General features: G+C 43.0%; 13 protein-coding genes. 6 read left to right on the top strand and 7 right to left on the bottom strand.

The window, feature by feature from the left end:
* Positions 1 to 33 precede the first annotated feature (33 nt).
* Positions 34 to 363, bottom strand: a complete 330-nt coding sequence (locus tag AB4486_RS15430; protein WP_017059596.1) for an STAS domain-containing protein — start codon at positions 361 to 363, stop codon at positions 34 to 36.
* A 311-nt stretch (positions 364 to 674) separates the two neighbouring features.
* On the opposite strand from AB4486_RS15430, the gene AB4486_RS15425 reads away from it, so the two are divergent.
* Positions 675 to 1,517 (top strand): DNA ligase, encoded by an 843-nt coding sequence (locus tag AB4486_RS15425; RefSeq protein WP_065584423.1) that lies wholly within the window; start codon positions 675 to 677, stop codon positions 1,515 to 1,517.
* A 101-nt stretch (positions 1,518 to 1,618) separates the two neighbouring features.
* Here AB4486_RS15425 and AB4486_RS15420 read toward each other — a convergent pair whose 3' ends face one another.
* Positions 1,619 to 2,989: an MATE family efflux transporter gene (locus AB4486_RS15420; protein ID WP_017063888.1), complete on the bottom strand. Its 1,371-nt coding sequence runs from the start codon at positions 2,987 to 2,989 to the stop codon at positions 1,619 to 1,621.
* A 161-nt stretch (positions 2,990 to 3,150) separates the two neighbouring features.
* Here AB4486_RS15420 and AB4486_RS15415 point away from each other — a divergent pair, with 161 nt between their 5' ends.
* Positions 3,151 to 3,759: a riboflavin synthase subunit alpha gene (locus tag AB4486_RS15415; protein ID WP_372117638.1), complete on the top strand. Its 609-nt coding sequence runs from the start codon at positions 3,151 to 3,153 to the stop codon at positions 3,757 to 3,759.
* Between the two features lie 168 nt (positions 3,760 to 3,927).
* Here the strand turns inward: AB4486_RS15415 and AB4486_RS15410 are convergent, their stop codons facing one another.
* Positions 3,928 to 4,131, bottom strand: a complete 204-nt coding sequence (locus AB4486_RS15410; protein ID WP_004733789.1) for a CPXCG motif-containing cysteine-rich protein — start codon at positions 4,129 to 4,131, stop codon at positions 3,928 to 3,930.
* A 63-nt stretch (positions 4,132 to 4,194) separates the two neighbouring features.
* Positions 4,195 to 5,061 carry a fructosamine kinase family protein gene (locus tag AB4486_RS15405; RefSeq protein ID WP_017059601.1) on the bottom strand — a complete coding sequence of 289 codons (867 nt, stop codon included), beginning with the start codon at positions 5,059 to 5,061 and terminating at the stop codon, positions 4,195 to 4,197.
* A gap of 585 nt (positions 5,062 to 5,646) precedes the next feature.
* Here AB4486_RS15405 and AB4486_RS15400 point away from each other — a divergent pair.
* The gene (locus tag AB4486_RS15400; RefSeq protein ID WP_010440912.1) at positions 5,647 to 5,991 is read left to right on the top strand and encodes a DUF3802 family protein; all 345 of its coding nucleotides are present in this window, start codon (positions 5,647 to 5,649) and stop codon (positions 5,989 to 5,991) included.
* Between the two features lie 107 nt (positions 5,992 to 6,098).
* Here the strand turns inward: AB4486_RS15400 and AB4486_RS15395 are convergent, their stop codons facing one another.
* A complete protein-coding gene (locus AB4486_RS15395; RefSeq protein ID WP_017059602.1) occupies positions 6,099 to 6,584 on the bottom strand; it encodes a C40 family peptidase in 486 nt (161 codons plus the stop codon).
* A 104-nt stretch (positions 6,585 to 6,688) separates the two neighbouring features.
* Between AB4486_RS15395 and AB4486_RS15390 the strand changes: the two genes are divergently transcribed.
* Positions 6,689 to 8,734 carry a methyl-accepting chemotaxis protein gene (locus AB4486_RS15390; RefSeq protein ID WP_372117635.1) on the top strand — a complete coding sequence of 682 codons (2,046 nt, stop codon included), beginning with the start codon at positions 6,689 to 6,691 and terminating at the stop codon, positions 8,732 to 8,734.
* 241 nt (positions 8,735 to 8,975) lie between these two features.
* Here AB4486_RS15390 and AB4486_RS15385 read toward each other — a convergent pair whose 3' ends face one another.
* Positions 8,976 to 9,779, bottom strand: coding sequence for a sterol desaturase family protein (locus tag AB4486_RS15385; protein WP_372117632.1), 804 nt, complete (start codon positions 9,777 to 9,779; stop codon positions 8,976 to 8,978).
* Between the two features lie 68 nt (positions 9,780 to 9,847).
* Between AB4486_RS15385 and AB4486_RS15380 the strand changes: the two genes are divergently transcribed.
* Complete coding sequence (locus AB4486_RS15380) at positions 9,848 to 10,594, top strand: tRNA-uridine aminocarboxypropyltransferase (protein ID WP_017080483.1); 747 nt, start codon at positions 9,848 to 9,850, stop codon at positions 10,592 to 10,594.
* A 163-nt stretch (positions 10,595 to 10,757) separates the two neighbouring features.
* Complete coding sequence (gene nagK, locus AB4486_RS15375) at positions 10,758 to 11,666, top strand: N-acetylglucosamine kinase (protein WP_004733781.1); 909 nt, start codon at positions 10,758 to 10,760, stop codon at positions 11,664 to 11,666.
* A gap of 188 nt (positions 11,667 to 11,854) precedes the next feature.
* Here nagK and AB4486_RS15370 read toward each other — a convergent pair whose 3' ends face one another.
* Positions 11,855 to 12,121 carry a DUF2960 family protein gene (locus AB4486_RS15370; RefSeq protein ID WP_004733780.1) on the bottom strand — a complete coding sequence of 89 codons (267 nt, stop codon included), beginning with the start codon at positions 12,119 to 12,121 and terminating at the stop codon, positions 11,855 to 11,857.
* Between the last annotated feature and the right edge of the window lie 25 nt (positions 12,122 to 12,146).

Here is a 12,146-nt window from a genome sequence, read left to right as displayed (position 1 = left end):
ATTATTTTTTGTTACTTCTAGCTTAGTGGGTCTTCATGAATTTGCAGGATTTTTTGAATTTACTGGGATAGCGTGGCCAATACGTAGTAGGTTCATAATTTCAAGAGGCTGACCAGTCACATTTTCAAGTCGCATGTTGCGTTCGCGCTCAGTCAGACGTTTGAACATATAAACAATCGCGCCAACACCAGATGAATCTAAAAACTCAACCTGGCTAAAATCAACTTCGATTTCAGGGTGACCATCGTTAGAAATCACATCATCGATGTCGGTTTGTGCATCACGACTGCCTGCTGCATCCAGATCACCGAAAATAGAAAGTGTCAGTGTCGTTGTGTTTAAATCAGTCTTACGTAGTTCCATAGCGATATCTCCTTTTAAGTATGTATGGACAACTGCACTGAATGTGCCAACTTTTATGTTGTTATTTTTCAATAAGTTATGTTTAGTACGAATTCCTATCTCAAATTGAGAAAAGACGTTTCTCAATATGAGAACTAAAAACGGCGGAATATATGAGAGTTATAGGTCATTAATTTAATGAATAAATGAAAAGGTTAGATAAGGTTGATGAGTGGATCGCATCTTCTAGCAAAGGTTGTCTACCTACGTGTCAGAACGCTTAGGATTAAAGGCGTTTGTTGACCACTACAGATATCAATACGGAGCAGATGATGAGATTAACTAAATTGGCGATAGCAACTCTATGGGCGTGTTCGCTCTCTTCTCATTCATCCTATTTACCTCCCGACCATTTGGTACTGGCCAATACATACCAACAAGGCATTGATGTTTCTGAATACTGGAAGAGTGAAAAGCTTGATGGGATTCGGGCTCTTTGGGACGGACAACATCTTTATACACGCAATGGTAATCGCATTTACTCACCCAAGTGGTTTACTGAAAACTTGCCTAAGGTCCATCTCGAAGGAGAGTTGTGGGCAGGAAGGGGCAAGTTCCACCTTGTTCAATCTACCGTTCTCGATCATACGCCGAGTGACACAGCATGGCGCCAAATCGATTTCATGCTGTTTGATATGCCAGGCGCTGCGGGAGATTATCAAAAGCGCTATTACAACATTTTGCATTGGGTAAGCGTGATTGGAGAATCTCATGTCAGCTACATAGAACATGTACCAATTCACAGTGAAGAGGCTTTGTTTCATCAACTTGATAATGTCGATGAGCGTAATGGCGAAGGTTTGATGCTTAGAAAAATCACCAGTCGTTATCAAGCAGGCCGAAGTAATGATTTGTTAAAACTGAAAAGGCATCATGATGCCGAAGCCACAGTTATTGGCTACAAGGGTGGGACAGGGAAGTATAAAGGGATGATGGGTTCAATCTTGGTTCACACAGAAGAGGGTGTTGAATTTTATATAGGCAGCGGGTTCAGTGACCAAATGAGACTCGCACCGCCAGAGATCGGCAGCCGTATTACCTTTCGTTACAATGGTTTTACTCAAAACGGAAAACCCAAGTTTGCGCGCTTTGTTCGAGAGAAGAGTGAATATTAAGGCAGATACGATCTACCTGACCATTAAACGAAAAAGAGCCCTGAAAATCAGAGCTCTTTTTTTTATTCGAAATCAGATAGACCGACTTAGCGAGTACGAATCTAGCGAGAACTAAATTCTAACTGAACGTCATCGTCCTGCTTGTGCATCCAGTGTAGACGCATACCCAGCATAATCGCGGCTGACGTTAGACCGACGATGAAACCAATCCAGAAGCCGTGCGCACCCATAGGGTCAACAATCCAATCTTTCATACCCAAGATGTAACCGATAGGAAGACCAAGCAACCAGTAAGCCACAAAGGTGATGTTGAAGATTGAACGCATGTCTTTGTAGCCACGCAGAGCACCCGCAGCGATAACTTGGATGGCGTCAGTACATTGATAAACCGCCGCGAACAACAGCAACTGCATTGCAACCATAATTACTGCCGTGTTCTCTGTGTAAAGTAATGCAACCTGTTCTCTAAACAGAATCGTTAACGCCGCTGTCATAAGGGCTGTCACTAAACCAACAATGATACCCACGTGTGTCGCGATCTTCGCACCTTCGGTGTTGTTTTCGCCCAACTTATGGCCAACACGAATACTCACGGCTGCACCGATACTCATTGGAATCATGAAGACCAGCGAAGAGAAGTTGATCGCGACTTGGTGCGCGGCAACAATCAATGAACCCAATGGTGCAACTAACAGAGAAACCACCGCAAACAGAGTTACCTCGAAGAAGATAGCGGCCGCCACAGGGAAACCAAGTCTAAACAGACGAATTTGAGCTTTAAGTTGCGGTTTATGGAACGTACCGAAGATGTTGATTTTCGCCAAACGCTTTGATGTTAAAACGTAAGCGAACAGTAGTGCAAACATCACCCAATATACGATAGCCGTTGCAACGCCACAGCCAACACCACCCAGAGCAGGAGCACCAAGTTTTCCGTATACGAACATCCAGTTCAGCGGGATGTTTAATAGCAAGCCAATAAAACCAATCACCATCGCAGGCTTGGTTAAAGACATACCATCGGTAAAGCTTCGCAATGTTTGGAACAACAAAAACGCAGGTACAGCAAACATCACCGCATTCATATAGCCGATGGTCTTTTCCGCCATGAGTTGTTCAATGTCCATCCACTCCAATATCAATTGTGTTTGAAAAAGTACACCAATGATTGGAAGGGAGATGACGAGCGCTAAAAATGCGCCTTGTTGAATTTCGAATGGAATTTTTACTTGTCGACCAGAACCATTAAGTTGTGCAACGACAGGAACCAACGCCATCAATAGACCAACACCAAATAGGATTGATGGTAGCCAGATACTTGCTGCAATCGAAACCGCCGCCATATCGATAGCACTTACGCCACCGGCCATTACGGTATCAACAAAACCCATTCCAGTTTGTGCAACGGATGCGATCAATACTGGGGTCGCAAGTTTAATTAGATTCGAGGATTCTTCTTTGTAACGATGCACAAACAACTCCAAATAAGAGGGAAAATTAGAATAATAGTGTAGGAAAGGACATTCTGAAGGAATCAGAGACAATGATCTTAAGCTTCCACTGGACGAATCATAAAGAAATGTCACAATAACTGCTATGAAAAACTGTTATCAGAATGCTAAATAGGAATCTTATGTTTACAGGTATCGTTCAAGGCATGGCAACACTGGTTGCTATCAACAAAAAAGAGTCGTTTCAAACTCATACCATTGAGCTAAGCGATGAAATGGTTGAAGGATTAGCCATTGGTGCTTCAGTAGCTCATAACGGTTGTTGCTTAACGGTAACGGAAATTTCAGGTAACCAGATTGCTTTTGATTTAATGCAAGCGACATTGCGATTGACGAACTTAGGCCAACTGAATGTTGGTGACAAAGTGAATGTTGAGCGTGCAGCAAAGTTTGGTGACGAAATTGGCGGGCATAGCATGTCTGGCCACATTACTCTGATGGCTAACCTAGTCGATGTGATTAAAACAGAAAACAACCGTACGCTTTGGTTTGAGCTGCCTCAAGAATCAATGAAGTATGTGTTGAGTAAGGGTTACATCGGCGTTGATGGTTGTTCATTGACGATTGGTGAAGTGGAAGAGAACCGTTTCTCTGTTCACCTGATCCCAGAAACACTGAATCGTACTCTGTTTGGCGGCCGTGAAGTAGGCGGCCAAGTAAACATTGAGTTTGATCCTCAAACACAAGCGATTGTTGATACTGTTGAACGCGTACTAGCAAACCAAAAATAGTAGTAGCGGTTTATCAACAGCATTTACCTAAAAAACGCTGACTAAGTAAGAGTCGCAGACATTAAAAAAGAGCAAATTGAGTGCTCTTTTTCTATTTGTGTGTCTCTGCGTTTTTCTAGGCTAGCCTCAAAATCGAGGTGTAGAGCCAACTCGACAAGAGAGTAGGTGTTAGAAGACTTGTTCGTCGTCTGCATCAATCGAGAGATTAATCCTGTCTCTTACCTCATCTACCTGCATGTCGAGGTGAATGGCATTGCAACATGCTGGGCAATCGTCATAAAAATCTTGGCTCCCATTAGAAGCATCAAGCGTTATGCTGATGGCATGCCCACAGTGGGGGCAGGAGACATGTTTCTCTGTGTATTTATGCATGGCAAATTCTCCTCACTGTAACTGATACCAATCGTATTCGGTTATAAACAGCTGTAATTGGTATTAAACGGCCTGTATCTTCTGAATGCATGCTTCAGTGTGTGCTAAATATTCGCCGCCAAATTGATTGCAGTGGTTAAGAAGATGGTACAAGTTGTAAATGTCTTTCCGATCAGTATAGCCAACGTCGAGTGGATTGACGCTCTGGTAACCTTCATAAAACTCTTTAGGGAAACCTTCAAACAATTCAGTTAACGCCAAATCACACTCATGGTCCCCCCAGTAACAAGCAGGGTCGTAGCAAATTGGGCCAAACGCAGAGTTAGCAACATTGCCATTCCAAAGATCCCCATGAAGCAAAGAAGGGCGAGGGTTGTGGCCAGCAAGACGCATATTCACCACATCAACGATGTCATCGATATCACCAAACTCGATGCCTTTCTCTTTGAGCAGTTGCAGTTGGAAACCAATGCGTTGCTCAGAGAAAAAGCGACCCCATTTCTTATGCCAAGGGTTGGGTTGAAGTGTGCTGCCGATATAGTTGTCTTGGTCGCAACCAAACTCTTTTTGCTCGCCCCATTGATGAAGCCGCGCAAGCTGAACGCCGAAATCGAAGCTATTGTTGCCCGTCTCGAGCGGTTTGGTCGGCAAGTAATTCAGAATAATGAACGAGCACTCTTTGGTTTTGCCAATAAGCACCAACTCAGGAACGTAAACAGTGGAGGTTTCTCTTAACAAGCGTAAGTTCTCAGCTTCAATTTCAAACTTAGGTAAAAATTCTCGCTGATTCACTTTCACAAAGTAACGCTCATTACCATCGCTGATCATATAGCAATCGTTAATGTCGCCACCAGAAACCTTGGTACGTTCAGTAATCTGAAAGTTAAATAGAAGAGTATCTGAAAGTTGTTGAGAAATGGCCTGCCACATAGGAAATCCTCAAAGACTGAAAGTTAAAAAGATTGAAGGTTAGAAATACTGTTTGTTTAATAGCAATAGTTTAGGATAAATCTGAACAATTTATAGACGCACTCGTCAATGTTCTTAGCTCTTCTTCATCTTACGTAGAATCAATTGGCCGAATTGTGAACTCGAACTGATTCAAGCTCTTTGAAATACAAACATAAATTGAAAACCTGACGTGATGAAATAGTTTGGAACTGGTCTCACAATCGAAACGGTTTTGAACGCCACAAACTGGAAAAGAGGTTTGAGCTTGTTATTGTCTAGCGACTAAATCAAATGAGCTTTTAGAGTAAGTTGAAAGGGCTATTGTTAACTGGCGCAGAACTTTGCTTCAAAGTTTGTCTTACACTTCTTTAGCGTGAATTTACTTATGTCGTAAGTAGGCAGGTATACCACATAAAGCTATATCGATTTAATTTTAAGCTGAAATACTAACTAGGATCATTTAAATGTGGTTTTGGGCAATAAAGTGATGACAAATAGCTTCATTTACATAGTATTAGGCAAGTACGTATTAATCTGCTCTAGAGCTTAAAACGGAGAATTATTGTGGTTGTAGAAACCGATGGCTATTTGGCTTTAATCGAGCACCTATCATTCAACCTTGATGTGTTTACCAATAGTAATGGTGATACTGGAAACGAAAGTGTCGAAGACATTGTTACCGACATGATTTCAACAAACATCATGGCTATTTTCGAGCAAAACCCAGAGTTGCATTCGAGCGTTCGTTTTCAACTTTTGAAAGAAGCAGATGCCGTAGTAGCGGATCTTGGTGAAGTATTAGCGGGTGTGTGGGCTAAGAAAGCGACTAACGAACAAATTGTATTCCTCGATGAGTACATCGCGTTAGTGAAGAACCTGTTTGATACTGCTGTTGCTAAATACGATTAACGGTTTGTTTGCTCATTTATCGTCGTAATTAATCAGCATAATAACAACGGGCGTTTAAGTCGTATCTTTCTAGAGTTACCTCGCTCAGCGGTTTATCTTTCGAACCGCTATAAACGCCTAAAGTGCCAAAACTTGGATGCCCAGTAAGGGTTATCTAACCTAGAAATAATGACACCTTTCGATGTCGAGGCATGTAGAAATTGGTTGTTTCCTAAATAAACGCCTACATGTCGCACCGTCATCGAAGTCTTGAAAAACACCAAGTCACCGCTTGTTGCCTGCCCATACGCAATTTCTTTTCCCTTTTTACTCTGGTCTTTTGTGGTTCTTGGTAGAGCTTGTTGAGTCGCATTTTGCACGGCGATTTGAACAAAAGCAGAGCAATCTATACCTCGAAATGAGGTCCCACCGAAATGGTATGGCACGCCTTTCCACTGTTCATACACGCTCATATAAGCGTTTGTAGTCAATTGTTCTGACTTTGATAGGGGTTTCTGTGCGGTTTGACTAAGCTGAGAAGGCGAAGGTGACGAGCTACAAGCAGCCAATGTTGCTAAAGTTATTGTAACTACAGCCATTTTTCTGATTTTCATATGTAACTCTTCTGACAAAAAACTGAAATAAAAACGTCATCAAGGACTTCTAGTATACGACCTAACTTAAGGATATCTCTTTTCGTAGTCAAACTGGATTTCACATGCCCGACACAAATTTATCAATAAAACCCTCACGTTATACATTCTCGCTCATTCAAACCGTCACTGCTGTATTTATTTCCATTCTTTTACTTGTTACTTTTTTATCAATGGTTAGCATTCGGGGCGTTGAACGGGTCGGGGGACATTTTGATGCACTCTCGGAACAAGCATTACCCCTTGCTCTACATAACGCCGAATTAACGCAAAGCGTATTAGAACAAGTAAAACTTCTCACTTACAGCACCCAATCAACCGACTTAGATACACTGAATGCCACAAGGGGCTCAATTGACCAACTCGCGACAGAGAGCAATACCACGCTAGAGGAACTTCTTTTTATTTCCCAATCTTTTCCTGATGCGATCTCTTTAGAGCAACAACAAATCCTTGTCGATGACATGGCGCAACTGCAAGCTATGACCAACACGGTACTGCTGGCGCAGATTGAGATTCAAAGTAAGCAAAATCTGATCGACAGTAAAATGGGCGAGTTCCGTTATGGCGTTGGGTCTATCGGACCAGAAATGAATAGAATCAGCTCATTCTTGGTTGAAGACAACCCAGAAGCGAGCGATGCAGCGAACCGATTTACATCCAGCGCGTCTGCTATGGCGAACACCTTCTTGATGCTGATGATGCAATCTGACATTGATAAAGCACAAGACGAATACCGTCAATTGAGAAACCGAATCGCAGGTCTGAACTTGGCTTACAGCGATTTTGCCGATTGGCACCCAGACATCGCTGAGTTCGCGAGCTTGACGGCGCCTTACGAGATGGTGAAAGAAGGCTTTACCGAAGAAGGCGTAATCAAACAAATCCTCTTGAAACTCGAACTGGTTCAGCAGCAAGAGCAAAACTTAACGCAAGTCATTAACTTAGCGAACACCGTCATTAGCACATTGAATCAGCTGTCTTCCACCGCTTCCCACCTGATTGATGAAAGTGAACTGGTTGTAAATCAAACCATTACCAATATTGATCGTGTGTTGTTTATCAGCGGGCTAGTGATTGCCGTAATCATTGTGATTTCATGGTTCGTGTTACGCCGTTGGATGAATAAAGGGCTTAAAAACATAACTCAACAGTTGAGTTCACTGGCAGATCATGACTTCTCTAAACAGAGTGAATTACTGGGGCCGCTAGAGCTGCAAGTTATTACTTCAAAACTCAATACGGTCGTTGATTCAACCGCAGATTCGGTTCGTTTAGTAACGCGCAACTGTGAGACGCTTTATCAAACGGCAGAAGTAAGCCACGACGCTGCAGAGCAAACCAATTCGAGCTTGAACGAGCAGAACGAATCACTTCAGAATATGATCACCACCATTACGGAGCTGGAAGCATCGATTGGTGAGATTGCTCGTATCTCTAACGCATCGAACGACGATGCTCAAATAGCAGAAGATGAGTCAGTGAATGGCAGCCAAGTGGTTGGCCTTAACCACCAACGATTACAAGCGCTTGAGCACTCTCTTAGCATGAGTGAAGAGTCGATGGCTGACTTGGATGGTCGAGTGAAACAGATTCGTGAAATGGTCGACATGATCAGTGGTATCGCTGAAAACACCAACTTATTGGCACTGAACGCTGCGATAGAAGCGGCGCGAGCAGGTGAACAAGGTCGAGGTTTTGCGGTAGTTGCAGACGAAGTGCGTAAATTGGCGAGCGGCACATCCCAGCAAACCACCAATATTCGTAGCATGATGAACGAACTAGTAGCGGCAGCCGATCGCTCACGTGCTTCTGTAACGGAATCGAGAAGTGAGATGGCCAATGCACTGGAAACCAGTGGCGATGTAAGACAAGCCTTCGAGAAAATCGAATTTGCGGTTAGCCAGATTAAAGGACGTGTTGAACAAATCATGGTGGCAACCGAACAACAAGCACGTGCGACTGTCGATGTAACGCATTCTATCACTCGCGTGTCTGAGCAGGGTGAGAATACTAAACTGCAACTTGAATCTATGATCGAGAGTTCAGAGCAAGTCGGAGAGATAGCAGGGCACCAACAAGCTATGCTTCATAAATATGTACTGAAATAAACAAGCGCGCTGAAATAAACGTGCGTGAGAGTTAAGTTAGTGTGCGCAAGAGTTTAAGTACTAGCAGCACTTAGTCACTAACTACGCTTATAACGACTATCGATACAGAAATGCCCTTAGGTTCTCACAAGAATCTAAGGGCGTTTTGTTTTGGCATTCAGCTAAGTTTGTATTTAAGCTAACTTCGTTATTAAGATAAGTTTGGTCTCAAGATAAGCTTGAGCCTCAAACGAATTCAAACCTAGTTTTTCGTCGTCGGGAATTGAGTAAATGGCTGACGTAGCATCAGATCTAACCGTTGTTCTTTACCATCTTGAATCTCGGGAACGCCAATCTGAACGTTATCGTGACCAAGCTTTGGTTGAGCGCGGTAAGTCTTAAACCGGATGTCCCACACAGATAAAAAGAAACCGAAGTTTGAGTGGGTTTCTTTCACGATAACCGAGTGATGAACGCGGTGCATATCTGGTGTCACAATCACTTTTCTCAACCGCTTATCAATCCACAACGGTAGACGCGCATTGCTGTGGTTAAACATCGCACTCGCATTAAGAACAATTTCAAATATCACGACCGCAATTACGGGAACACCAAGTGCGATTACCAAACTCACTTTGATGAGCATTGAAAGAATCATCTCAATAGGGTGAAAGCGCGTTCCGGTTGTGACATCGATATCTAGGTCCGCATGGTGAACTCGATGTAACTTCCACAACCAAGGAACACGGTGAAACACCAAGTGCTGCAGGTAAATGGCGCAATCTAACAGTAATACGCAGATCAAAATGGTGAGTTCTTTAGGAAGTGACAGGGTATTGAACAGACCCCATTGGTTTTCTTGCGCAATGACCGCCGCTTGGAATGCTGCAATAGGAATTAGAGTGGCTAATAGAAAGCTGTTCAAAGCAACCAACGCAAAGTTATTCCCCCAACGAAACCATTTGCTTTGAGTCAGTGTTTTACGCGGGAAACGGTATTCCCAAAGCGCACACAATCCAAAAACGACAATAAAACAAACAAGGCGAAGCAGTGATGGGTCTTGCATGGGAATTCCTTCTATCATTCTAAGGACACTGTAAGTACAATCGTGCCACTTTTCTAGAGTTATCGTTATTGTCCATGAGAATCCACGCTTTTCACCGTTTATATCAACATCGTTTGTCCATTGCTACCAAACCGTTTAATGCGCGCGGGTGTAAAGTCGTGCGATGTGAATTCTGCAAAATCAAACAAGACAGCTGTATCTGTGAGCATCAACCTAACGTTGATACGAACGTCGCGACTATGTTGATCTTGTCAGACAACGAAATCTTAAAGCCAAGTAATACCGGCCGTTTGATTGTTGATACGGTTAAAGACAGTTACGCCTACCTTTGGCATCGTACTGAGCCAAATCAAGAGATGTTGGATGTCCTCAAAGATGACAAATACCAACCTGTGATCGTATTCCCTGAAGACTATACCGACGACAAAACGCGCGTAGTTCAAGATCTGCCACAAATGCGTGACCCAAACAAAACACTATTGCTGATTTTCATTGATGGCAGTTGGCGCGAAGCACGACGTATCTTCCGTCGCTCAGAGTATCTGCAAGATTTACCGGTGTTGTCGATTGAGCCGGAATCGGTTTCTCAATACATGATGCGTAAGTCAGACAACGAACAACATCTATCAACGGCCGAAGTAGCGAGCTTAGTTTTGAAACAAGCCGGTGAAGAACAGGGCGCTAAGACTTTACAGCTATGGTTTGAAGCATTTCGTGAAAGCTACATGTTGAGTAAGACGCGTTATAAGTCCGATCCAACCAAACCAAGCCTGAATGCTTTCATAGAGCATACTAAAAGTGAGACGTCACTCTAACCTTTAACCGCTTTGTGCTGACTTGTTGTTCAAACAGATTCGAACACGAGATAAGTTTGTTATCTATCACGGTTTGTAGGGGGAGTGTTATGGATAATGCTTCCTAGTTGTTTAATTTAAAAATTTTATTTGCCCGAATTTAGGGAAAAATTGGAGAGATTTCATGTATTACGGCTTTGATGTTGGCGGCACAAAAATTGAGTTTGGTGCGTTCAATGAAAAACTTGAGCGAGTAGCAACCGAACGCGTACCAACGCCTACTGAAGATTATCAACTGCTACTTGATACGATTGCCGGTTTGGTAAAAAAATACGATAGCGAATTCTCTTGCGAAGGCAAAATTGGCCTTGGTCTTCCAGGCATGGAAGATGCGGACGACGGCACTATGCTTGTTGTTAACGTACCGGCTTCAACAGGTAAGCCATTACGCAAAGACTTAGAAGCGCTGATTGGTCGTAGTGTTAAAATCGAGAACGATGCGAACTGTTTTGCGCTGTCTGAAGCGTGGGATGATGAATTGAAAGATGAACCATCAGTAGCTGGCCTAATTCTAGGTACTGGTTTTGGTGGTGGTTTGGTTTTTGATGGCAAAGTATTTTCAGGACGTAACCACGTTGCTGGCGAGCTCGGCCATATGCGTCTTCCTATTGATGCATGGTTCCACCTTGGCGACAACGCACCGTTACTAGGCTGTGGTTGTGGCAAGAAAGGTTGTTTAGACAGCTACCTATCTGGTCGCGGCTTTGAACTGATTTATGAGCACTACTTCGGTGAGAAAAAGAAAGCGATTGAAATCATCCAAGCGTACAACGAAGGCGAAGCAAAAGCAGCTGAGCACGTTGACCGTTTCATGGAACTATTGGCTATCTGTTTCGCAAACCTATTTACTGCACTTGACCCGCATGTTGTAGCACTAGGTGGTGGACTTTCAAACTTCGAACTTATCTACGAAGAGATGCCAAAGCGTGTTCCTAAATACCTATTGTCTGTAGCGAAATGTCCAAAGATCATCAAAGCGAAGCACGGTGATTCAGGTGGCGTTCGTGGCGCAGCATTCCTTAACATTAAGTAATCATTACTTACCGTTAAGCTAATTAAGGTTAGATAGTTAAAAGCATAAATAAAAATGCCGCAATCTCAAAAGAGGTTGCGGCATTTTTTATTGTTCGGTGTTTCCGTTTCTTTAGCTCTTAACTTCTTAGCTCTCAAGTGCAAACGAAAAGCAAGAAACTACAGAACGAGAAAAAGAAGCCAGAGGGCTTACTTCTTCTTTTTACCAACACCAAGGTTGTCTTTTTGCTTCAACGTAAGCTTAGTAAAGCCAAGCTTGCGGAAATAGTTGTCTTGGTAGTTACGAACCGCTTTAGTATCAGAAATAAACTCAAGCTGTTGCTCAGTTTTTAGGTACTCAGTGATGTCGATACCTTCGGCTGCAGCTACAGCTTCTTGGATCGTGCGGTGTTCTTGTTTCGAAAACAGTAACTCTTTGTCTTCGTCTTTGTAAGTGTACAGAATGGTACGAGCCATGATGCTCTCCAATAGAATTATTACT

Origin of the sequence: Vibrio sp. 10N.222.55.C6, assembly GCF_041473395.1 — a bacterium.
Lineage (GTDB): Bacteria > Pseudomonadota > Gammaproteobacteria > Enterobacterales > Vibrionaceae > Vibrio > Vibrio crassostreae_C.
The sequence above is the reverse complement of the archived record's forward strand: the minus strand, read 5'-3'. Positions and strand labels throughout refer to the sequence as shown.

Excerpts from the sequence above, each read along its gene's own strand:
- AB4486_RS15430 (WP_017059596.1), bottom strand. The coding sequence starts at position 363 with ATGGAACTACGTAAGACTGATTTAAACACAACGACACTGACACTTTCT.
- AB4486_RS15425 (WP_065584423.1), top strand. The coding sequence starts at position 675 with ATGAGATTAACTAAATTGGCGATAGCAACTCTATGGGCGTGTTCGCTC.
- AB4486_RS15415 (WP_372117638.1), top strand. The coding sequence starts at position 3,151 with ATGTTTACAGGTATCGTTCAAGGCATGGCAACACTGGTTGCTATCAAC.
- AB4486_RS15410 (WP_004733789.1), bottom strand. The coding sequence starts at position 4,131 with ATGCATAAATACACAGAGAAACATGTCTCCTGCCCCCACTGTGGGCAT.
- AB4486_RS15405 (WP_017059601.1), bottom strand. The coding sequence starts at position 5,061 with ATGTGGCAGGCCATTTCTCAACAACTTTCAGATACTCTTCTATTTAAC.
- AB4486_RS15395 (WP_017059602.1), bottom strand. The coding sequence starts at position 6,584 with ATGAAAATCAGAAAAATGGCTGTAGTTACAATAACTTTAGCAACATTG.
- AB4486_RS15390 (WP_372117635.1), top strand. The coding sequence starts at position 6,689 with ATGCCCGACACAAATTTATCAATAAAACCCTCACGTTATACATTCTCG.
- AB4486_RS15385 (WP_372117632.1), bottom strand. The coding sequence starts at position 9,779 with ATGCAAGACCCATCACTGCTTCGCCTTGTTTGTTTTATTGTCGTTTTT.
- nagK (WP_004733781.1), top strand. The coding sequence starts at position 10,758 with ATGTATTACGGCTTTGATGTTGGCGGCACAAAAATTGAGTTTGGTGCG.
- AB4486_RS15370 (WP_004733780.1), bottom strand. The coding sequence starts at position 12,121 with ATGGCTCGTACCATTCTGTACACTTACAAAGACGAAGACAAAGAGTTA.